Here is a 21,887-nt window from a genome sequence, read left to right as displayed (position 1 = left end):
GGCAGCCTTATAGCAGGATGGTGAACAGGCCGAGCAGGCAGATCATAATGGCGAATTGTGCCAAAGGCGGATTGGCAAAGAAACGCCAGAGCCGCAACCACTGGAGGATGAGGCGGAGCAAGAAGGTCCCCAGCAGGGCAAGGGCCAGATCGATGATGAAGGAAGAGACAAAAAGCCCGTCCAGATTGATGACTAGATGGCGCATTACCATCGCCTGCGTCCTATTCCGTAGTGGCGGAGAGCAGATTTATTCTCCTGGAGGAGAAAGCGAACTTCTTCCAGCCCTGCTGCACAGAGAACAGCCACAACATAAGCCGGTTTGGAGGCGGAAGACACCTGAGAGAGCATCTTTTCTGCCATGAGGGAGAGATGTTCTGCCAGAGAAAAGAGCTCCATATGGCTCATATCTTTTTGTGTGGTTTCAGCGAGCTGGGCCAGTTCTGGGTACTGGCGGGCTGTTTTGAGGTCTAGCTCCAGCCGGGCCAGTGCCGTGGTGAGGTCGGCTAGACTGATGAAGCGTTCACAGATACGCCATGCTGCTTTGCCTTTGCTGGCCTCGCTGATGGTTCGGCTCAACGTATAAAGCTGGTGGAGCCTGTCATATTTACGGCTGAGCAAGGCCGGGGTGAAAGCGGGAGAACGAGAGGAAAACTGACGTTCCAGCTCGTTGGCGATGGACAGAGTGATGCGGAATCGTGTCCGCCGTGGCTGTGGTGGGATAAACTTGATGAGAAAGAAGGCGGTGATCCCTGCCGCACAGAGATAGAACGTATTGCGGTCCACAAAACTGAGGAAGTTATAATCGTGGTGGTTGTTCAACCCCAGAAAGACGAAGAAAAAAGGCGCGTAGTGTGAACCCATGGCGGCTGTGGCCGGATTCATGATGAGCAGGCAACTGATGATGACCTGAAGGAGCATGATAATGGCCATGCTGGGTACCGTGCTGGTGTGCGGCAGGATGAAGAAGGATGTAATCCCGGCTGTAATGATGCCGAGTGGCGTACCGACCAGAATGCCCCGGCCAAAGGTAGCACTATTAGGCTGGGTAACACCTAGACACAGCAGCATGGCACATTGAGAAAGGGCCGTGGAGGCATTGGGCTGCCCACTGCCAATGAAGAGGGCCGCTGCTACACTGAAGCAGAATAGCACTCTGATAGCATTGATGAACGCTGCGACCCTGTCCGGATGGAAGGCAAATTGGCTCATGGCCTTTACCTTGCCCAGAGGAGCCGCCTTTAGAAGCGTGTTGAGTCCTTTGCGGCTGCTATGGCGGCTGGCGATCAGGCTGGCAGTGCGCTCCAGACGCCACGCATCGGCGCGGGTCAGGCGGGGTGTATCTGCTGGCAGGCGGTCCAGCAGGTCGGCCATGATGGTCGTCCGGTCCGTGCCAGAGGGGGCGTGTATGTCCGAGCGTGTCAGTGCCATGACAGCGGGGCTTATAGTGGCATGGCGCATGAGGAAGAGCAGGCTACGGCAGCAGGACAGGGCCGTGACCATACCGATCAGACAGACCTGTGCCCCTTTTGCCCGGAGTCTGCCTTTGGTTAGTTCCGTGCGGGTGTCATGCACCTGGTGAGCCAGTGAGAAAACGGTACTGGAGAGGGCAATGGTCTCCAGTGAGGTAAGGGTCGGTATAGTGTCGTCAAGGGCGAGGTGGGTTTCATGGCGTGCCTCCGCAGCTACTTTTTGAAGGCCACGGACAAGCCGGGGCCAGACATGCGGCGTGCCAGAAAGCAGGGCGACCGTAGCGATGGAGGCTACCCCGATCATCACAGTGGACACACGAGCGATTGTGACGTGAAAAGCATTTTGTGGGGCATCAATATGGGCAATGGCGATCAGGGCCACGACATAGCCAGACAGTAACGCCCCATAGGCCCGGAACCCCCGGCGTAATGTGCCGACATAGGCGCATATGGCCATCCAGATGGCGCATCCGCCGAGCAGAATCTGACGCTCCTGCCCAAACATGGAGATGAGGCAGAGTGCGACTACGCCCCCAATCAGGGTTCCTACGACACGGTAAAAGGCTTTGCTAAGGGCCTGCCCTCGCAGAGGTTGAGCCAGCAGCATGACTGTTACAGCGGCACTGGCAGGGGGTTCAATTTGTGTCCAGAAGGCGACAAGAAGGGAGAGTAAGAGGGCCGCCCAAGTGCGGAGGGTAAACCCCCACCAGCCGGGAGGAAAAACCACTCTGGCACCATGACGCAGGCGGGTCGTAAGTGTGGGGTGAGCCTGCATCAGGAAAGAAACATGGCTGAAGATGATGTGGCAGTACCGGCGATAGAACCAGACGGGCTATCCGGCCAATGCTTCACATGAAACAAATTGTAAGAGGAAATATGGTGGAGCCAATCGGGATCGAACCGACGACCTCTTGAATGCCATTCAAGCGCTCTCCCAACTGAGCTATGGCCCCACTTTTTACGGTGCATCCGTAATGCACTGTGTGGGGAGTGTATAGCGTCACACAGGAGAGAAAGGCAAGGGGGTAAAGGCACTTTTTTCCACAAAATATTATCCCCTGTTCTCAGGGAGCTTGTCGGTTTGTCTTCATGCTGTCAGGGCACCTTGTTGCCGCAGGGCCGCCAGTAGAGGAAGAAGCGGCAGCCCCGCAATGGCATCACTGCTGCCAGAGATAGATTCAAAAAGCTGCATGCCCAGACCTTCGATCCGGTAGCACCCAACGCAGGCGAGAAGAGCCGTGCCTTCCTGCTGGAGATATTGGGTTAGAAAATCATCCGAGAAGGACCGCATGGTCAGTGTTGGGCTGCTGCTGTGGGACCAGAGAGCCTGCCCGTCTCGCCAAAGTGTTACGGCGGTGTGGAGGGTATGTGTTCGGCCCCGCAAGGTTAGAAGATGGGTACGGGCTTCGGTTAGGTCAGCCGGTTTGGCAAAGGCCTGTCCGTCTAGTCCCAGAATTTGGTCGGCGGCGATAATGAATCGTCCAGTGTGTTGGGGAGAAGCCGCTTCTGCCTTGGCGTGGGCTAGTGCAAGGGCTGTCTCTTGTAAGGATAGGCCTTTCTGCTCCGCCTGCTGGCGCAGGGTGTCTTCATCCACATCCACGGGGCTTACAGTTACGGTGACACCGGCCGCATTGAGAAGCTGACGGCGGATGGTAGAGCCGCTGGCAAGAACGGGCATGAAGGGTACTCCTTACGGTCTATTGAACAGCCGCTATCATATCAGTTCCTCTTGCGACAGCACCTACGTTACATAGTTGAACATAGTTGACGCCCGCCGCTCCTGCGGGGCAAGGATAATCCTACGGATGCCATACAATGGATATGGCCGTGGCGGGGGCACGTCACCCCCTCCCCTTTCCCGGGATATTGAACAAGGTACAGGCATGACACAACAGGACAGAGCTGCCCCTATGGGAGGGGAAACACAGAACAAGCTGCTTCTGCGGGCTTTGAAGGGTGAGGCTGTCTGGCCGCCGCCTGTCTGGCTCATGCGGCAGGCGGGGCGTTATCTGCCGGAGTTCCGGGCCATGCGGGAGCAGGCGGATTTCATCACACGCTGTATGACCCCCGATATCGCTGTGGAACTGACCTTACAGCCTATCCGCCGCTATGGCATGGATGGGGCGATTTTGTTCTCGGATATTCTCATTCTGCCATGGGCTATGGGTCAGGACTTGCGCTTTGAGGAAGGGCGCGGCCCTGTGATGACCCCCATTCGCAGCGAGGCAGACCTTGCCCGGCTGAATGAAGGGCGGATGATGGAAGCCGTGGCCCCCGTGCGGGAGGCCCTGCGCCGCTTGCGGGTAGAACTGCCGGCAGAAACAACCTTGCTAGGCTTTGCTGGCAGCCCTTTTACTGTGGCGTGCTACATGGTCGAGGGGGGTAGCTCCCGTGATTTCGCCCATATCCGGGCGATGATGCAGAATAACCCGGCCCTGTTTGATAAATTGATGGATATTCTGACCCGCAACACGGCTGAAATGCTGTGTGGGCAGATTGAGGCTGGGGCTGAGGCCGTCATGCTGTTCGATTCATGGGGAGGCATCCTCCCGCCGGAGGCCTTCCGCCGTTATGTGATCGAGCCGACCCGGCAGATTGTTGCTTATATTCGTGCCCGCCATCCAGATGTGCCGTTGATTGGCTTCCCACGTCTGGGCGGTGTCATGGTAGCGGAATATGCTGAGAAGACTGGCATTAACGCTCTGGCGCTTGATACGGTGGCGGATATGGCCAAGGTGGCTGAAATGGTGCCCGAGACGGTGACCCTTCAGGGTAACCTCGACCCGATGATCCTGTTGAATGGCGGTGAGGCTTTGAAGGCAGAAGTGCGTCGCATCCGGGACAGCCTTAAAGGGCGACCACATGTGTTCAATCTGGGGCATGGTGTTATCAAGACTACGCCGCCGGAACATGTGGCCACGCTGGTTGAGACGATCAGGGATGTATAATCATGAAAGACGCATTGCGACCGGGACTGAAGCTGGTCATCTTTGACTGTGATGGCGTGCTGATCGACAGCGAAGGGCCATCCTGCCGGGCAACGGCAGGGTTTGCCCGGTCGTTGGGTTTGAATATCTCCGATGAGGAGGGGGTGGCCCGTTTTGCGGGCAAGGCTCTGCCCCAGGTGGTGAAGGAGCTTGAGGTCGAGTTGGGCCATCCCCTGCCCCCCGGCACGAATACGAAAATGCGGGATAATCTCGTCAGGCTCATGCAGGAAGGTGTCGGGCCGGTGGAGGGAGCCATCCCGCTGCTGGAGGCTCTGGCGGCACGGCATGTTCCCGTCCGTGTTGGGTCTAATTCATCTATGGCGGAGATGGATGCAAAATTTGGCTTCACCGGGATGAATCGTCTTCTGCCAGAAGAGCGCATCCATTCCGCAGCGGATATGGGGGCACCCAAGCCAGACCCGGCCGTCTATCTGCATGGTGCTGAGGCGGAGGGTGTCAGGCCAGAGGAAACCGTGGTGATTGAGGATAGCGATACCGGGGCCGATGCAGCCCGGCGGGCAGGTATGTCCTGTATTTTGCTACGGCCAGCTTCTCACCCTCTGCCTGCTTTTTGGCCGGTGGAAGGATTTGTGCAGGTGGAGCATCTGGGGGAGGTTATGCCTCTGCTGGAGGCCGCTCTGGCACCGGTTTTCAAGCGGGGATAGTCGTAAGGTGGCCATAGAAGGCGTTTATGCCCGGGGCTGGCGGCTGGATCGGAACGTACGGGAGATAACTGGATTATGGTATTGTTTCTGCTGGAACATCTTAGCTGGTTTGTGTCGTTACACATCATGGCGTTCGTGTCATGGATGGCTGGGATGTTCTACTTGCCCCGTCTGTTTGTTTACCACACGCAGATCAAGGCAGGCTCCGAGGAGAGTGCCCGTTTCAGCCTGATGGAACGCCGCCTGCAACGGCAGATTATGGCTCCGGCCATGGTTGTGACGTTCTTTACCGGGGCCTTGATGGCCTCCCTACCCGGTGTGGTGAGCTGGTCTTCTGGCTGGTGGTGGGTGAAGGTTGTTTGTCTATTGGGCCTGTTTATGTTCCACGGGGCCTGCGCTGTATGGCGCCGCGACTTTGCCGCCGGGCGGAACCGGCATAGCGAACGCTTCTACCGGATCGCTAATGAGGTGCCGACTGTTCTGATGGTCCTCATCGTCATTATGATCGTGGTACGGCCATAAGGGAGGGTATTTTCCCTCCCTCACATGTTGCGGTGTAAAGTCCGAGCCTTTGATTAGTGATGGCGGTGTTTCTTTTTTCTGGCTTCACGCTGCTCCTCGTCAGCTAATGCTTTTTTGACGAGTGTCTGCTCGTGGTGGCGGAGAAAAAGGAAAGAGCCGACCAGAAGTGTCAGCATAACAGTGGCCAGCCCGATGCCGACAGGGCCGGTGAAGCTGTCAATCTGGCTGCCCAACTCATAGGGAATGAGCACGTAGCACGCTCCCCAGAGCACTCCCCCGAGGGCGTTATAGAGTGTGAAGGTCGGCCACGGCATCCGGGAGGCCCCGGCGAGAATGGCGATTAGGATACGCAAGAAGGCAATAAAACGGCCTAGCAGTACACCAACCCCGCCGAAGCGGCGAAAGAGGTAGCGGCCAAGAATGAGGCGGTCATTATGTAGGCCGACTTTGTGCCCGTGCTTTTCCAGCAGGCGATACCCGACCTGATAGCCAATGATATAGCCGATATTATCCCCGATGATAGCGCCGCTTATAGCCGAGATGATCAACCCTTCCGGGGTGAAGTGGTGTGTATGGGAGGCATAGAGGGAAGCGAAAATAAGCAGACTCTCGGCAGGCAAGGGGATGCCTGTGCTCTCCAGAAGGATAATGACCCCCAGTGTTAAATACGCATAAAGCGGGGGGAGATGTTCGAGAAAAGCAGAGAGATGCTGTATCAGGGGGGAGGCTTCCTCTAGGTAAAGGGGGCATGCGGTTGCACTAGCCAGCCCAGCCGGAAGAATCGATCCAGATGGCGGACTGCCCTGCCAGTTTTTCTTGTCTGCAGGATACCGGGGCAGTTCGAAATAAGGCAAGAGCGTTTTTGCAGGAGAGACACCATGATGTCACCCCCTTCCCTACCCCTTCCCTCCCTGCCCTGGGTCACGCCAGACCTTATGACACGCCGGACACGCAGCTTTGCGGAAATACGAGCCGTGGAGGGCTGGGTTCTCTGGCAGGAGCGACGCCCTGATGAACAGGGACGGAGCGTTGTAGTCGGGCGAGCACCTGATGGCACCCTGCATGACCTCACACCATCAGAGGCTCAGGTGGGCACGGATATGCATGTTTATGGTGGCGGGGCATGGGCCGCTGAATGTCACGGGCCGGATATGGTTGTGGTATTTAGTGATAGTAGAAAAGGGGGCCTTTGGCGCAGTTTCAATGGTCGTACCGCCCTCCCCCTTTGTCCCGCCACAGGGCCGGAGGGTGTGACGTATCGCTACGCCGACCTCTCCTTGCGTGATGGTCGGCTTGTTTGCGTCCGGGAAGTAGAAACAGCCACAGGTGAAGAATGGGCAGACCTTGTGGAAATTGATGCAGAGGGGATGATCTGCTCCCTCCAGAGTGGAGCGGATTTTTACATGTCTCCCCGTCTTTCGCCTGATGGCCGGTTTCTAACCTTCATTGCATGGCAGAATCCTCATATGCCGTGGACGGAAACGGGCCTTTATGTGACGGACCTTTCCGGCGCAGGTGGGACGCTTTGCCTTGCCGGCGGGACGGGGCAGGATTGTAGCGTGATGGGGCCTTTCTGGGACGGATCGCGTCTTTATGCGCTGTCTGATGCCGCTCCAGTTGATGCTCCCTCCGGCTATGATCGACATTGGACGCCAGTTGCTTTTGAGCCTGAAAAATTGGCGGAATCTGATACCGTGGCATGGCATGCCTGCTCTCTACCCCCGGCCCCGGCTGAGGTGGGGCTTCCGGCTTGGGTGTTCGGGCAGAGTTGTTGTGCGGCTCTACCAGGCGGGCGGCTTTTGGCCCGTGCCGTACGGCATGGCGTGCCGGTGACTCTGCTTTATGAGCCGGAAGCCGGCTGGCAGAATGTGTTGGCTGGTGCTGTACCGGATGATGTTCCTGTCCCCTTGGGTGATGGGGAGCGGTTTGCTTGGTTAAATAGCCCGCCCGATGCGCCCCCTGCCCTGCTGATCGGTACGCTGGATGGTGCAGCGCAGGAGCGAGAGACTGTTCGTCAGGCATGGGAGCTGCCATCTGATGTTGTGGCGGCGGATATTGCTTTGCCAGAAACGCTATCTTTCCCCGTGGAGGACGGACCAGGGCCGCTTTATGCTCAGTTCTATCGCCCAGCACAGGGGCCGCATTGTGAGGCCGTGGCGGGGAAGCCGCCGCTTGTTGTGATCGTTCATGGCGGCCCGACTGGGCAGGCCCGGACAGACCTGTCCTTCAAGGTCCAGTGGTGGACATCACGGGGCTTTGCCGTATTGGATGTCAATTATCGTGGCTCTACCGGCTTTGGTCGGGCGTATCGTGCTGCACTGGATGGACACTGGGGTGTATTGGATGTGCAGGACTGCTGCCGGGCCGTTCAAGGCGTGATTGAACAAGGGCTGGTGGACCCGCAACGCTGCGTCATCCGTGGTAGCAGTGCCGGAGGGCTGACGGTCCTTTCCGCCTTGGCGCAGTCTGACCTGTTTGTAGCGGGGACATCCCTTTATGGCGTTACAGACCTGCGGGGGCTCGCTGAGGAAACGCACCGTTTCGAGGCTCGCTATTTGGATGGCCTTGTGGCGCCTTGGCCGGAGGAGGAAGAGGTTTATTTAGCCCGGTCGCCGCTTTCATGGCCGGAGAAGATTACGGCCCCCGTGCTGTTTCTGCATGGAGATGCCGATCGTGTCGTGCCGCTTTCTCAGGGGCAGGCTTTACAAAAGCAGCTTCTGGCGTCGTCCTTGCATGTTTATCCGGGAGAGGGGCATGGCTTCCGGGATGCCGATGTGATTGCGGATTCCCTTGCCCGGGAGCAGGCTTTCTACCGGGCAGTGTTTGCCGGTGGGAAGAATGGCTAGTGTATTCTGCCTTTCCGGTGAGGGAGGGTCTGGCCGAGGCGGTGAATGACGGTGAGGGCGGCAATAAGGGCTAGAGAGCCGATGAGCGTGACGCCCAGAGCTTGACCGATCATCACCCCTTGGGGGCCATAATGGACGCCAACGGCGATGAAGGGGATCGTGCCCAATGTGGCCCGCCCCCAGTTGAAGGCAGTGGAATAGAGCGGGTGGCCCAGATTGTTGAAGGCTGTATTAGAGACAAAGAGCAGCCCAATAAACATGTAGCTGGCCACGGCCCAGTGGCAGAAGAGCCGCACCAGCTCTATCCCCGCTCCCTGAACATGGAACACATGGAGGATTAGCGGCTCGCATAGGGCGAAGATCAGCCAATCTAGTCCAACACAGAGGGCTGTTAGCTTAAGGGCGGAAAGGAAGGTTTCCTTAACGCGGTCAGGCTGACGGGCACCCAGATTCTGCGCCATAATGGGGCCGACGGAGCCTGTTAGGGCAAAGACAAAGGCAAAGGCGACAGGTACCATGCGGTCTATCACGGCTTGCCCGGATACGGCCTCAAGCCCGAAGCGGGACATGGCATGAGTGACGATGAGATTACCAATGGGTGTAGCCATGTTGGTGCCAATTGCAGGTAAGGCAATGGCACCGATGGACCGGCTGGCATGGGGAATCATTTTTAGGCGGGGGCGCTCCAGCATGTCATGCCCCCGGAGATTGAGAAAGCCGCTTAGGGAAATAACACAGCGTGAAAGTACGGTACTGATGGCCGCTCCCTCCAGCCCCAGATGCAGGCCAAAGATCAGTATAGGGTCCACGATGATCGTGCAGGCGGCCCCTGTCAGGGTCACCCTCATGGCACGGCCCGCATCCCCCACAGCACGCAGGAGTGAGGACAGGGCCATGCCCAGGCAGACCAGCGGCAGAGCGGGTGAGGTGATGTAAAGGAAGTGCGTGGCATGGTCCAACGCTGCCCCTCGTGCTCCGAGCAATTGTAGAAGCGGGTGCGCCAGACAGGCCGTGATGAGGCCAAGAGTGGTAGTGACAGCCAGCATGATGACCAGAAACGCCGAAGCATGGCGTCGTGCACGGAAATGGCGGCAGGCACCAATGAGGCGCCCCGTATTGGCACCAAGCCCGATGGACATGCCGAGGGACACAGCCACCTGTACGAACCCCAGAGAGGTCGCAAAGGCGATGGCTGCCGTTAGTGTGGGGTCATGCAGGTGGGAGATGTAGAAGAAATTGAGTAGGTCTACGAAAAAGACAGCCATCAGCCCGATGGCACCCGTCCCGGCCATGGTGATAACATGGCGCATGATGTTACCTTGGACGAACCTTGCCCGTCGGGCCTTCTGCCGGGCGCAGGGCGTATCCTTTACACCAGATGATGTAAGAGGAGCGGAAACCGAGGCGAGGGTAGGGTCGGACTTAGGCTGCATGGTGCTTCATTCTGCCCTGTTTACTGGAACAGGACCAGAGCAGAATGAGAGGTCTGTAGCGTGTCAGGTATGTTTAGGGGGGAGGTGTTTTACTCCATCCCGATGAGTTTCCATTTCACCTGATGATAATGGGCGTGCGGGTCATAGAGAGCTACATGCAGTTTGAGTTCTTTGGCTGTTAGATGGCCGGTTGCTGCGGCCAGCCGGTAGGAATCCTGAATTAGGTTGGCAGCGTTCTGGACGAGCGTCTTCTGTTGATCAAAGAGCAGCTCCTGCTGCTGGAGCACTTCAAAAGTGGTACGGACGCCTAGAAGCTCCTGTTGCTGAATGGCGTGGAGGGCCTCCACACCAGTAGCAACGGCTTTTTGGTTCCGTGCAAGCTGGTCACTATCGGCAGTAAGTTTCTGCCACGCACTTAGGGCTGTTTCCCGGGCTTCACGACGCTGTTCGGCTAGATTATGGAGGGCCGCATCAACCGCCTGTTTGGCTGCCCGGATGCGGGCATATTCACCACCACCTTGATAGAGCGGTAGGGAGGCCTGAAGCATGACGGCTGTGGCATCTTCGGAGAATTTACCATTCCCCTGATTCACCTGCCGTTGATAGGAGGCTTGAGCGGAAACCTCTGGGAGCAGCTCGGCGATGGCTAGTTTAACGTCATGCTTTGCTGATTCGAGCTGATATTGAGCTTGCATGACCTGTGGTAGGTCATTGATGGTTAGCTGGTTTATTTGCGTCTCTGAAACAAAAGGAGAAGGAAGCCGTTCTGCTGGAGAAAGTTTTTCTGGCGTAACAATTCCTATAACCCGCTGGAAGGTAGCCTCCGCAACACGGACTTGCCCCTCCGCTTGACGTGTGGAGGCCTGTGCCGCCTCATATTGTGATTCCGCCTGAAGGGCATCGGTACGGGTAGCCTGATTCAGAGCAAGCTGTCGGGTTGTCAGTTCGACCTGACCCTTCAGGGTATGTTCATTTTCCAGTGTTAGGGCCAGCAGGGCACGGGCTTGTGTGACCGCCACATAAGCCGAAACAACATTGATGAAGAGCTGCTGCTCGATATCCACAAGGTGAGCCCGCTCCCCAAGGATGGAGCTGCGAGCCTTGCGCATGGAAGCCCATGTTTTGCCCCCACGGAAGAGGGGCTCGCTGATGGTTACACCCGCCGCATAGCCCGGTGCCCGGAATTTCTGATTGTAGCGGAAGCTCCCCCCATACGGGAACGTGACGTAGTTGGATTCATTATAGTTGGCCGTTGCACTGCCCGTCACTGTTGGCCGCCAGCCGGACAGAGCCTCCGGCATGGATTCATCTGTTTGCCTCAATATGGCCCGTTCACGGAGTATTTCTGGGTTGGAGCGATAGGCAATAGCCATGGCTTCTTGCAGGGAAAGATGCGTGACAGGGGCGGGGTCCGTTGCCGCCAGAGTGGGCAGCGGTGAGAAGAAGCTGATGAACGCTATTAGGAGAGTGGCGTGTCTTTTCTCTGGCAAGCAAAAGAAAAGATACATAAAATATTAACCCCAAGTAAAGAAAGCGTTAGTCATTTAGTGACTTGCTTGTTTTGTGTGTGGATATAATATTATGCATGATAACCGTTAATATTCATTTACTTTTTCTTTTAACTGTTTGTGTGGTGTATGGCTGAAGATTCAGCAAGCCCGCTTTTTAGGGGAGAGGCCCTAAAATGGCGGCAGGAGGCGTGGATCGGCTCCGTCCAGTTGATCGAACCCCTCTCGGGGAAGATCGCAGCGCTCTGTACTGTGGCACTTGTCGTCTGTCTGGGGGTTTACGTTGCTTTTGGGTCTTATACGCGGCGTATTCATGCCAATGGGGTCATGTTGCCGCCCGAAGGGCTAGTCGTTGCGGAAGCGGATCAAGGCGGTGTTATTGCCACAATCCATGTCCATGAAGGCGACCATGTGACAACGGGTGAGCGGCTCTTCAGCGTGGATGTTTCCAGCTGGTCGGAATCCGGGGCGACTGGGCGGCAGCTCATTGATGGGCTGCGGCGGGAGCAAAACCTATTGGAAAGCCGGCAGAAACTTCTGGCTTCCGATGCCCCGGTAGAACTGTCCTCTCTTAAGGATGAGCTCAATTTTTTGCATCAGCAATATGGTATGTTGCAGGAGCAATCAGGGCGGGACAAGAAGTCTCTGCCCCTGATTGAAAGGGCCATGAACGAGATGCGGACGGCTATGGATCGCCATCTCGTGACGGAAAGCCAGTTCCAGAGTCAGCTTTTCAGCTATGTCCAGTTTATGGATACGCAGTCCCAGACTTTGCGGACACTTGTTGAAATGAACAGCCATATGGCTGACCTCCAGTATAGGATCAATCGGCACCAGTATAAGGTTGCTGAAGACATGAACGATCTTGCCGTTCGTCTTTCCGATGTGCAGCGGCAGATCATTCAGGCACATGGCCAGAGCATGGGGGTTGTCAACGCTCGTGTTAGTGGCATGGTGGATGGCATCCGCACAGTTGTAGGGCAGCGGGTCAATCCCGGGCAGTCTTTGCTGAGCATCCTGCCAGACAAGGCCAAGCTGCAAGCAGAATTGTATGTGAACAGTCAGGCCATTGGCTTCGTCCGCCCTGGGCAACATGTGTTGCTGAAATATGCCGCTTATCCTTACCAGCGTTTCGGCCTTTATGAGGGGGAAGTGGTGGAGGTCACCAAGGCACCTTTGCCAGAGCGGAGCAATTACGCAGCTAAAACGGCCCAGCAGGGGGGCAGTGCGTCTGCCCCGCAGCCCGGTGCGGATGTGTATCGTATCCGTGTTCGGCCGGATCAGGATTTCATCATTGCTTATGGTCAGCATGAAAAGCTGACCCCTGGTATGGCTGTGGATGCGGAAATCGCTATCGACCAGCGCAAACTTTACCAGTGGCTGCTCGATCCTGTGGTTTCCATGGTGGACACCGTCCGATCCATATCTGGCAGTGCTGCACCTGCTGCTTCTCTGGCGGACAGGGTATCCCGGCCAGAAACCGCCCCATCTTCCGCTCCTTCCAGACATGATCACCAGACAGAGGGGACGCCGTGAATCTTCATACTATCCATACTGGTTTTCGGCGTAAGGTTCCCGTTATCCTACAGACAGAAATTGCAGAGTGCGGACTAGCCTGTTTGGCTATGGTGCTGTGCCATTATGGGCGTCTGGTGGACCTTGTTTCCATAAGGCGAGAGACATCGGTGTCTGGCACGGGGCTCAATTTGCGGGCTTTGATGAAGATTGCCAGTCGCTACGGTTTGCATTGCCGCCCTGTCCGGCTGGAGCTAGATGACCTTAGCAAACTCTCCCGCCCCTGCGTCCTGCACTGGGATTTTAACCATTTTGTTGTGCTGACGAAGGTTACGGATTCCGGCATTGTCATCAACGATCCGGCTCGAGGAGAACGGAAAGTTGCTCTGGAGGAGGTGTCTCGTCATTTCACTGGCGTGGCATTGGAGCTGACGCCGGAAACTAAATTCGAGAAAAAAGATGACCGCTCCCTGCTGAAGGTGCGGGACATGTTCCGCCATATCGTGGGGCTAAAAACGGTCCTGTGGACATTGGGCGGGCTGTCTTTGGGGCTGGAGGCTCTGGCTCTCATCAACCCCATGCTAGGGCAGGTGGTCATTGATGAGGTGCTGACAACAGGCGACAAGTCCCTCCTTTGGACCATTGCGGCTGGGATGCTCATTCTTGTGGTCATACAGGGAGTGATTTCCACCTTCCGTACATGGTTGGTGATGATTTTCTCCACCCGTATCTCGCTACAATGGAATGTTAGCCTGTTTACCCATCTGCTTAGCCTTCCGCAGGATTTCTTTGCAAAGCGTGGGGCGGGGGACATCATATCCCGCTTTGGCAGCCTCGGGGCCATTCAGCATACTTTTACGACAGACCTGGTGCAGAGTGTTCTGGATGGAATCATGGCCATCGGTATGTTGGTCATGATCATCATCTACGGCAAATGGATGGCGGCCCTTGTGGCTATCACTGTGCTGGTGGACCTAGTCGTGCGCTTCATCCAGTACGGCCCTTATAAGGAGATGAGTGAGGAAACTCTGGTTCATTCAGCCGCGCAGCAGGGGCATTTTATCGAGACATTGCGTGGTATCCGCAGCATCAAGTTGATGGGCCTTCAACGGCGTCGGACAGTCGTCTGGACTAACCGGATGATCGACAACATTAATGCGGGGCTGCGTATCCAGCGTTATGATCTCATCTTCGCTCGAGCACAGGAAATTCTGATCGCCCTGGACAAAGTGGCAACGCTTGTTCTGGGGGCACGGATGGTGATGTCCGGTGGTATGTCCATTGGTATGTTGATGGCTTTTATGAGCTATCGTGACCAGTTCTGTGGTCGTGTTGGCAGTTTGATAGGCGTTGCTTTCAAGATCAAGAATTTGAAGGTTCAGTGTGACCGCCTGTCGGATATTGCGTTGGCCGAGGCAGAGGGGAGCGAGGCAGATAGCCCGGTGAGCGATACTGCTGGGCTTACCGATGATGATGGAATGGAGAATCCAGATGTTCCGATGCTGGAATGTCGTAACCTTGGCTATCGTTACGGCAAGGAAGACACATGGGTGTTCCGTCACCTGAATCTAAAGGTCTATCCGGGGAAAAGTCTGGCGATTGTTGGGCCTTCAGGCTGTGGCAAATCCACCCTGTTGGGGTTGTTGATGGGGCTTATCCAGCCTGAAGAGGGCCAGATATTCTGGAAAGGTATGGAACTGAAAGCCTCTAACAGGGAGGCTTATCGCGCCCGGATTGCTGGTGTTCTTCAGGATGATATTCTCTTTTCTGGCAGCATTGCTGAGAATATTTCAGGCTTTGATGATGAGATGGACCTAGAATGGGTGGCAGAATGTGCAAGAAATGCACAGATTCATGAAGATATCCAACGTATGCCGATGGGCTTGGAAACGATTGTCGGTGAGATGGGGAGTACGTTGTCCGGTGGGCAGAGGCAACGCTTGATTCTTGCTCGTGCGCTGTATCAGGCTCCCCGTATTCTGTTCCTTGATGAAGCAACGAGCAATCTTGATCCTGCCTCTGAACAGGCTGTGGAAGCGGTGTTGAATGAGCTGCCCATTACCCGAGTAGTTGTAACCCATCGTCCCGGTACGGCGGAAAGAGCGGATGGGATATTTGTTATGGGTGTTCCAGCCGAGATGATGGCTAATCTGTCGCAGGGAGGGGGTGTTTCGGCCTCACCTGTGGCTGGAGCTGCCAGCCCTAGTCCCGCTTGATAGGAAGGACGTCTATTTTAGAAAAAAATCCCCGCCTGTCCGAAAAACAGGCGGGGATTTTTTAGAGAGATTTAGGGTGAAAGCTGGTTTTAGATACGGATAGCAGCAGCATTCGGTCCCTGACCGATTGTGCCGTTAGCCGTACCCTGGATCAGCTGGTTGATCCATGTCTGGCCGTTGCTAAAGCCGTAGATAGCACCCAGAATACAACCGTTGATGGCACCCATGATGGTCGGCACGATCAGACCAACAGCCTGACCAATGGACCCAATACCGAGGACGCCACCGCCGTCACCGCCGTGTATGCCGCCGATAATCATACCGCTGTTTGCACCGATGGAAGCACCGGCGATAGCGCCGAGGATGGAGTCTGCCAAGCCGTTAGATACCCCGGTCCCGGTACCCTGAGCACGGTTGGAGGAACCGCCAAGACCCAATAGGTCGCCCAGAAAACCAGCACCAGAAACGGCATCCAGTTCTACAACGCTAAGTTCACGCATGTTTTGTACCTTAAACTACAGAGGGTTGGGCAGTCTCTATGACTGTCACCGATGCGGGACTCTAGGGAATTAATGTTAAAAAACAGAGAAGGTAGATTTAAAAATAAGGAAAAGTACAAAATAGGAGTGCGTAGGTAATAAATTATAAAAAATATGGTAAAAAATCAAAAATAACAGCGACATAATGAAAACATATTTCCATTTTTTAATGCATACTGCTCCCACTCGCAATTGAGTGTGAGTTTATTGAAAGGTTCTAGAAATGCGTGAACTTTCTTTTAACGAGCTTGGTGCGGTATCTGGTGCTGGTCTCTTCGGCTACCGTGACGGGACGGGTTCTTCAGGAAGCAGCAATAGCAGCACTGGCCTTTTCCCTGTGCGTGCTTCGCTTGGTTTGGCAGATAGCCTCGTTGGCGGCATCGTGGATGGTGTTGTCGGTGCGGCCGTTGGTGGCCTCACAGGTGGTGCTAACGGTGGTGCCAACGGTACAGGCGGTGTCATCGGTGTTGGCGTGATTGCTGAGGCCGTCGGCGTGATTCTGGGACTGGCGTTTGGTGGCCTGACGGGCGCAATGCTGGGTCTGTCCGGTGGTTATGTTGGGACACAGGGCTACCGTGATGGTGCGGTGCAGTCCTTCCTGACAGGCAGCCTGCTGCCCAAGGGTGGCGGACTTTTCTAATCTACCATGACACGACTGCCTGTTCAGGGCGGTGATATGGATATTGAAGAACCACCGGGGGCCATGGACCCCGGTGGTTCTTTTCTTTAGGCCGTCTCGAAACCGGCCTTCTGAATGAGGAGCGCACAGTCCTCCCTAGAGAGGGCGGGGCCAGCGAAAATGATGTGCGCCTGTGGCGGGTCGAGCGTGACAGTGGCTGTCTCAATGGCTGGGGAGGCTTCAAGGGCACGGGTCAGAGAGCGGATGCAGCCCTCGCATTTCAGGCCGATGATAGGCAGGGTTAGGGAGTGGCTCATGAAAATCTCGCTTGTGATAAGGGGATGTTAGGAATTGCCTTCCCAAAAGGGAGGAACCTCCTTAATCTGGTGAGGATCGCAGGAGGAGAAAAGGCGTATCATGCCAGTTAGATGGCTCTTTCGTATGGTGATGGGGGTAGTGCTGTGTCTGATGATGCAGTTGCCGCTATTTGTCATGCCTACGGCTATGGCTGGTGGAATGGACATGCCATCCTCCATGGTCCATCTGCAATCTGCGATGGGTATGCCGGACATGATGATGGACGATACATCCTCATCCCGAATGGCTATGGAAGATGGCATGGCCCCATGCTGTCAGAGCCATCATGCGGTTTGCGAGGCTGGGCTTTTGCCAGAAAAGCAGATACTGCACCCCGTACGGATGTCGAAAGCGACCTTCCCGTTTTATGAAGTACAACGGCCTTTGTGGTCCCTTAGTGCACTTCCTTGGCGTCCACCTGCTGCACTGTCTGTCTGACTTGCCTTTTCTGTCAGCCCTGTAGGGGCTGGCTGTTCGTGTCATGTCTTTCAGGTCGTTAGTTTATCATGTCGCATCATTCCATGCTGCGCCGCCAGTTTCTGGCTGGTTTGGGGGCAGCGGGCTCTTTTGTGGCTCTGTCAGGGACAGGCCGGGCCGAACTCTCCATGACCAAACCGCTTCCACCACTGGAGATGGACCTGCATATTACCCGTCGGAAGGTCCGTATTGCGGGGCATTCTGGCGAGGGATATTGCATTAATGGTCAGATGCCCGGCCCTGTTCTGCGTTGGCAGGAAGGGCGGGAGGTTCGTATTCATGTTCATAATCACATGGATGAACCAACATCCCTGCACTGGCACGGCATCCGCCTATCAAGTGATCAGGATGGTGTGCCGGGGCTGAGCTTTGCCGGGATTCCTGCTGGTGGAAAGTTCACTTATTCCTTTCCGGTCCTCCAGAGTGGAACATATTGGTATCATAGCCATATGGGCCATCAGGAATCAGCGGGCCTTTACGGGGCTTTGGTGGTCGAGCCTATGGGGCCATCCCTGCTGCCAAAGGCTGATCGGGACCATATGATTCTGCTGTCGGATTGGTCGGACGTATCGGCAGAGCAGATTGTCGATAACCTCAAGATGCAGGACGATTATTACAATTTCCGGCAGCGTAGTCTTGCGTCCTTGCCAGAGGAAAGCCGCCGTGCGGGCGGCCTGGGTGCGGCGTTGAAGAGCCGTTTGCAGTGGTCCCACATGCGGATGAGTGCCACAGATATCTCTGATGTCAGTGGGGTCTTATATACATATCTCATGAATGGTGAGGCCCCATCAGCTGGATGGAGCGGGCTGTTTCAGCCTGGTGAGCAGGTCTGCCTGCACATCATCAATGCAGCGGCTATGACGCTGTTTGATGTTCGCATCCCGGGGCTGGAGATGCAGGTGGTGGAAGCAGACGGGAATCCCGTTGTTCCCGTGCCGGTTGATGAGTTTCGTATCGGTCCGGGCGAGACTTATGTCGTAATGGTGAAACCACAGAAGGCACAGCCTTATACGATCTTCGCCCAAAGTGAGGACCGAACAGGCTATGCCCGTGGCACGTTGACGCCACGATATGGCCTGCTGGGAGACGTGCCACCGATGGACCCCCGACCCGTGCGGGGCATGGTGGATATGGGTATGGCCATGCCCATGAAGGGTAGTATGAAGGGCATGGCCATGCCGCCCGTCATACAACGGACACCGGCTGATGAGATTGATGATCCCGGTCCTCCGCCCTTAAATGTGGAAAACCAGAATGTGGCTGCCAGCCCGATTGAGCGTGTCAGCAGTCCGGGGGATGGGCTGGAAGGCATAAGTCGCCGTGTGCTGGCCTATAGCGATCTTGTTGCCTTGCGGCCACCACCGGATCAACGCCCCCCCTCACGGGAGATCATCCTACATCTTACGGGGAATATGGAGCGGTATATATGGGGCTTTAATGGCCGCAAATATTCCGAATCCGGACCAATCCACCTGGCCCGAGGTGAGCGAGTTCGTTTTACGATTATTAATGATACGATGATGGAACATCCTCTTCATCTTCATGGTCTTTGGAGTGAGTTGGAAAATGGGGCGGATGACCAGCATCGGCCTTTAAAACATACCGTCATCTCGCAGCCCGGTTCCCGCATGAGCGTGCTGGTAACGGCAGATGCGCCGGGCACATGGGCGTATCACTGCCACCTTATGTACCATATGCAAACTGGTATGTTCCGGGAGGTGGTAATCTCATGAAAACAGGGAAATCACTGCCCCTGATACTAATAGGGTGTTTTCTGGCCACGGCAGCGCAGGCAATGGATGGGATGATGATAACCCATTCTGCGCCTGATAATGGGAGAACCATGTCGCCTGTCGGGGAGAGCGATCATAACATGTCCGGAATGAATATGTCGGACATGGGCGATATGGATATGTCCGATATGGAGGGTATGGACATGCCGGGTATGAAGGCATCTTCCCACCCTGCCACACTGAAGGCACAGACTATCGGAAAGCCGCTATCGGAGAAAAAGCCCCGCATCGTTCATAAAGCCGTAGATGCACCCGCTCCCGTAGTGGATATTGGGCACCATATGCATGCAATGGATATGGGCCGCTGGTTTCATGGTGTGCTGGATGAGTTTGAGGGGCGGTATCAGGCTGGTGGAAAGTCATCACTCCGTTGGGATGGTGAGGCTTGGTATGGTGGAGATTATAACCGTCTCTGGCTGAAGAGCGAAGGCACCATGACAAAAGGGAAAGTTCATGATGGGGATCAGGAACTGCTTTATAGCCGGGCGATCTCCACTTACTTTAACCTTCAGGGTGGTGTCCGGTTGGATTTGGATAGTCGTCGGACCCGTGCCTGGGGTGCTTTTGGTGTGGAGGGGTTGGCCCTGTACCAGTTCGAGGTGCAGGCGACCGGTTATTTCAGTGATCGTGGTGTAGCGGCTCGGTTTGAGGGTTCTTACGATATTCTGTTGACCAACAGGCTGATTCTTCAACCGCAAGTGGAGTTGAATCTTTATAGTCGTGCTGACCCAAGGCGGCAGATTGGGTCAGGGTTGGCGGATATCGATACCGGGTTGCGTCTGCGGTATGAGGTTTGGCGTAAAATGGCTCCTTATGTTGCCGTGACATATGATTCTCCCCTTACGCAAGGGCGGCATATGGCGCGGAAACGGGGTGAGACGGCAAGTGAGGCCCGTTTCACCTTTGGTATCCGTAGCTGGTTCTAACTCCATTAGCTGATGTGCTTCACTGAGTAGGGTGAAATAATTTTCCTGAAAGGTGGGGCATGATGAGGAGTGTAACTATGTCAAAAATTGGTATATTGTGTAGAAATATAGACAATATTGGCATAATTTTGGTTTATACTTCATGTTTATCTTTTTTAAACGCGTAAATTGCTTTTTTAAAAGGGTATTTTAATTTTACTTTAAATAAAATGACCTAAGTCATTCCCCGTTTCATAATGGCTAACGGGGCATATAATACATGGCCATGGCATTAATCAGGTTGGAAGCTGGCAAAGCCACTATCTACGGTAGTGGATCAATCCCCAGTCTTTTGGATTTTGGGGGGCTTTCATCCATCGTTGTGACCCGCACGCGGGATACCTCACCGGGTGATCCTGTTCAGGTAGACCTGTCTTCTCTCTTAGGGCAGGTGCGTGGTGACTGTTCCATCACTGTGCAGGGGGGCGCAACAGCTTATGTAGGTGGGGGGTTCGTCAATCTAGGGCTAGGCAATTCGCTTACGCTGGATGGGGGGCGCCTTGTTATTCGTTCCAGTTTGTTGAGTGCTTCTGCAGTGTCCTCCATTACGGTGGGGCCTAATGCTGGTGAGCTGCGGATAGAAGTGCAGGGGTTTGGTGTCCGGCTTGATGTTCCAGTTAATTTTGTGGACGGTCTCGGTAGACCAACAACACAAATTCCCTCAAATTTTGTCATGGACTTTCCGAATACGCAGTCTGTCGGGGCTGTTTACGACCCCAGCACGGACCGGACAAAAATTGGTGATGGGATTGATGCCCTGGGTTTTTTGAGCCTCGGGCGGACAACAACGCTGCAAGGTGATCCGTTTAATCTACGAGTTAACGGTACGGTCAAGCGGGATTTTCTGGGGAATATCACGGGCTATGGCTATAATTTTACCAGAAATAATGGTCATGATGATGGAAGGGGTGGTGTCATAACCTGTTATCTGCCCGGCAGTATGGTCCGCACGGACACGGGAACCGTAGCCGTGGAGACGTTAGCTGTAGGGGATTCCGTGCAGGTCTTTACGGCCGAGGGGCAGTCACAGGGTCTTCGACGGGTTACGTGGGTTGGGCAAGGGCATGTTTCTGTTCGGCCTGAATTACCCGATGATGAGGCGGGCTGGCCTGTATGCATCCGGCGGAATGCACTGGCGGATAATGTACCGCAGAAGGATATGTTCGTTACGGCAGAGCATTGTCTTTTGCTGGAGGGCCATTTCATCCCGGTACGGATGTTGGTCAATGGCTCTTCTATTTTCTATGATCGAAGCCTTACGGAATATGATTATTGGCATTTCGAGGTCGAGCCTCACGCCATTGTCGAGGTCGATGGTGCGCTGACGGAAAGTTACCTAGAAACTGGCAATCGTCATGGCTTTGTTTTTCAGGCCGGCCAGTGGTCCGAAAGTATTAGCCGGTGCTGGGAGAAAGATGCAGCGGCACCGCTAGGTGTTCAGCGGGCCTTTGTGGAGCCTGTTTATCGTAAGATTCAGGAACGTTCCATATTAGGAATAAATGAAACGAGAGACTTAGTCACCGATCCTGATCTGACTGTATTGGCTCCATCAGGTCATGCTTTGCCTTTGGTTCGCAAGGCTGGGAAACGGTATCTGTTCCGTCTGACAGAGACATGCGATGAGGTTAGGCTTATCTCCCGCATCAGTCGTCCCTGTGATGTGATTGGTCCTTTTGTGGATGATAGACGCTGGCTAGGTGTGTTGGTTAGTCGCGTACAACTCTTTTGGGAAGATGGTATGCGGGAAGAGGTGACGGGCTTTCTCTCCGCGCCCCAACGGGATGGGTGGGATGTGCAAGAAGCATCTCCTTGCCGTTGGACCAAGGGCGAGGCTCGTCTTGTTCTGTCTGATAGGGCGGAGAAAACAGCTCAACCGCTTTTCCTGTCCATCGAGCTTCTGGCTGCTGGCCCTTATCTCTGCGAGGTCGACTCAACTACTGGAGAGGGCGTAAGGCTGGGCGGTAGTACGTTCTAAA

The 21,887-nt window shown here is 55.2% G+C and carries 19 protein-coding genes and 1 tRNA gene; 11 read left to right on the top strand and 9 right to left on the bottom strand.

Annotated elements, in window-relative coordinates; all coding sequences use genetic code 11:
• Positions 1-7: 7 nt before the first annotated feature.
• The 4 genes from CPA57_RS07875 to CPA57_RS07860 all read right to left on the bottom strand — a co-directional run bounded on the left by CPA57_RS07875 (position 8) and on the right by CPA57_RS07860 (position 3,147).
• The gene (locus CPA57_RS07875; RefSeq protein WP_077396834.1) at positions 8-211 is read right to left on the bottom strand and encodes a DUF1656 domain-containing protein; all 204 of its coding nucleotides are present in this window, start codon (positions 209-211) and stop codon (positions 8-10) included.
• The gene (locus CPA57_RS07870; protein ID WP_182082250.1) at positions 205-2,244 is read right to left on the bottom strand and encodes an FUSC family protein; all 2,040 of its coding nucleotides are present in this window, start codon (positions 2,242-2,244) and stop codon (positions 205-207) included. The genes CPA57_RS07875 and CPA57_RS07870 overlap by 7 nt, the downstream gene beginning before the upstream one ends.
• A 102-nt stretch (positions 2,245-2,346) precedes the next feature.
• Positions 2,347-2,422, bottom strand: a tRNA-Ala gene (locus CPA57_RS07865).
• A 134-nt stretch (positions 2,423-2,556) separates the two neighbouring features.
• Positions 2,557-3,147 carry a Maf family protein gene (locus CPA57_RS07860; protein WP_182082249.1) on the bottom strand — a complete coding sequence of 197 codons (591 nt, stop codon included), beginning with the start codon at positions 3,145-3,147 and terminating at the stop codon, positions 2,557-2,559.
• A 232-nt stretch (positions 3,148-3,379) separates the two neighbouring features.
• On the opposite strand from CPA57_RS07860, the gene hemE reads away from it, so the two are divergent.
• From hemE to hemJ, 3 genes are all read left to right on the top strand, one after another.
• Complete coding sequence (gene hemE / locus CPA57_RS07855) at positions 3,380-4,417, top strand: uroporphyrinogen decarboxylase (protein WP_182082343.1); 1,038 nt, start codon at positions 3,380-3,382, stop codon at positions 4,415-4,417.
• 2 nt (positions 4,418-4,419) lie between these two features.
• A complete protein-coding gene (locus tag CPA57_RS07850; RefSeq protein ID WP_182082248.1) occupies positions 4,420-5,121 on the top strand; it encodes an HAD family hydrolase in 702 nt (233 codons plus the stop codon).
• Positions 5,122-5,196: 75 nt separating this feature from the next.
• Positions 5,197-5,643, top strand: coding sequence for a protoporphyrinogen oxidase HemJ (gene hemJ, locus CPA57_RS07845; protein ID WP_182082247.1), 447 nt, complete (start codon positions 5,197-5,199; stop codon positions 5,641-5,643).
• Between the two features lie 53 nt (positions 5,644-5,696).
• On the opposite strand, the gene CPA57_RS07840 is transcribed toward hemJ, so the two are convergent.
• On the bottom strand, positions 5,697-6,263 hold the full coding sequence (locus CPA57_RS07840) for a DedA family protein (RefSeq protein ID WP_229709344.1): 567 nt from the start codon (positions 6,261-6,263) through the stop codon (positions 5,697-5,699).
• A gap of 258 nt (positions 6,264-6,521) precedes the next feature.
• On the opposite strand from CPA57_RS07840, the gene CPA57_RS07835 reads away from it, so the two are divergent.
• A complete protein-coding gene (locus CPA57_RS07835) occupies positions 6,522-8,489 on the top strand; it encodes an alpha/beta hydrolase family protein (protein ID WP_182082246.1) in 1,968 nt (655 codons plus the stop codon).
• Here CPA57_RS07835 and CPA57_RS07830 read toward each other — a convergent pair.
• Together CPA57_RS07830 and CPA57_RS07825 are read right to left on the bottom strand one after the other, a co-directional pair.
• Positions 8,486-9,799: an MATE family efflux transporter gene (locus tag CPA57_RS07830; protein WP_182082341.1), complete on the bottom strand. Its 1,314-nt coding sequence runs from the start codon at positions 9,797-9,799 to the stop codon at positions 8,486-8,488. The genes CPA57_RS07835 and CPA57_RS07830 overlap by 4 nt on opposite strands.
• A 212-nt stretch (positions 9,800-10,011) precedes the next feature.
• The gene (locus CPA57_RS07825; RefSeq protein ID WP_182082245.1) at positions 10,012-11,430 is read right to left on the bottom strand and encodes a TolC family outer membrane protein; all 1,419 of its coding nucleotides are present in this window, start codon (positions 11,428-11,430) and stop codon (positions 10,012-10,014) included.
• A gap of 129 nt (positions 11,431-11,559) precedes the next feature.
• Between CPA57_RS07825 and CPA57_RS07820 the strand changes: the two genes are divergently transcribed.
• Together CPA57_RS07820 and CPA57_RS07815 are read left to right on the top strand one after the other, a co-directional pair.
• A complete protein-coding gene (locus CPA57_RS07820) occupies positions 11,560-12,966 on the top strand; it encodes an HlyD family efflux transporter periplasmic adaptor subunit (RefSeq protein ID WP_182082244.1) in 1,407 nt (468 codons plus the stop codon).
• Positions 12,963-15,161 carry a peptidase domain-containing ABC transporter gene (locus tag CPA57_RS07815; protein ID WP_182082243.1) on the top strand — a complete coding sequence of 733 codons (2,199 nt, stop codon included), beginning with the start codon at positions 12,963-12,965 and terminating at the stop codon, positions 15,159-15,161. The genes CPA57_RS07820 and CPA57_RS07815 overlap by 4 nt, the downstream gene beginning before the upstream one ends.
• Positions 15,162-15,250: 89 nt before the next feature.
• Here CPA57_RS07815 and CPA57_RS07810 read toward each other — a convergent pair whose 3' ends face one another.
• On the bottom strand, positions 15,251-15,661 hold the full coding sequence (locus tag CPA57_RS07810; protein WP_182082242.1) for a hypothetical protein: 411 nt from the start codon (positions 15,659-15,661) through the stop codon (positions 15,251-15,253).
• Between the two features lie 262 nt (positions 15,662-15,923).
• On the opposite strand from CPA57_RS07810, the gene CPA57_RS07805 reads away from it, so the two are divergent.
• A complete protein-coding gene (locus CPA57_RS07805; RefSeq protein WP_182082241.1) occupies positions 15,924-16,340 on the top strand; it encodes a hypothetical protein in 417 nt (138 codons plus the stop codon).
• A gap of 86 nt (positions 16,341-16,426) precedes the next feature.
• Here CPA57_RS07805 and CPA57_RS07800 read toward each other — a convergent pair whose 3' ends face one another.
• Positions 16,427-16,636 carry a heavy-metal-associated domain-containing protein gene (locus CPA57_RS07800; protein ID WP_182082240.1) on the bottom strand — a complete coding sequence of 70 codons (210 nt, stop codon included), beginning with the start codon at positions 16,634-16,636 and terminating at the stop codon, positions 16,427-16,429.
• Positions 16,637-16,736: 100 nt separating this feature from the next.
• On the opposite strand from CPA57_RS07800, the gene CPA57_RS07795 reads away from it, so the two are divergent.
• The 4 genes from CPA57_RS07795 to CPA57_RS07780 all read left to right on the top strand — a co-directional run bounded on the left by CPA57_RS07795 (position 16,737) and on the right by CPA57_RS07780 (position 21,886).
• Positions 16,737-17,114, top strand: a complete 378-nt coding sequence (locus CPA57_RS07795; protein ID WP_182082239.1) for a hypothetical protein — start codon at positions 16,737-16,739, stop codon at positions 17,112-17,114.
• 68 nt (positions 17,115-17,182) lie between these two features.
• Positions 17,183-18,886: a copper resistance system multicopper oxidase gene (locus tag CPA57_RS07790; protein WP_182082238.1), complete on the top strand. Its 1,704-nt coding sequence runs from the start codon at positions 17,183-17,185 to the stop codon at positions 18,884-18,886.
• A gap of 140 nt (positions 18,887-19,026) precedes the next feature.
• Complete coding sequence (locus tag CPA57_RS07785) at positions 19,027-19,872, top strand: copper resistance protein B (protein ID WP_229709342.1); 846 nt, start codon at positions 19,027-19,029, stop codon at positions 19,870-19,872.
• A 259-nt stretch (positions 19,873-20,131) separates the two neighbouring features.
• Complete coding sequence (locus CPA57_RS07780) at positions 20,132-21,886, top strand: Hint domain-containing protein (RefSeq protein ID WP_182082237.1); 1,755 nt, start codon at positions 20,132-20,134, stop codon at positions 21,884-21,886.
• Position 21,887: the final 1 nt, after the last annotated feature.

The organism is Bombella favorum (assembly GCF_014048475.1).
GTDB classification, from domain to species: domain Bacteria; phylum Pseudomonadota; class Alphaproteobacteria; order Acetobacterales; family Acetobacteraceae; genus Bombella; species Bombella favorum.
The sequence above is the reverse complement of the archived record's forward strand: the minus strand, read 5'-3'. Positions and strand labels throughout refer to the sequence as shown.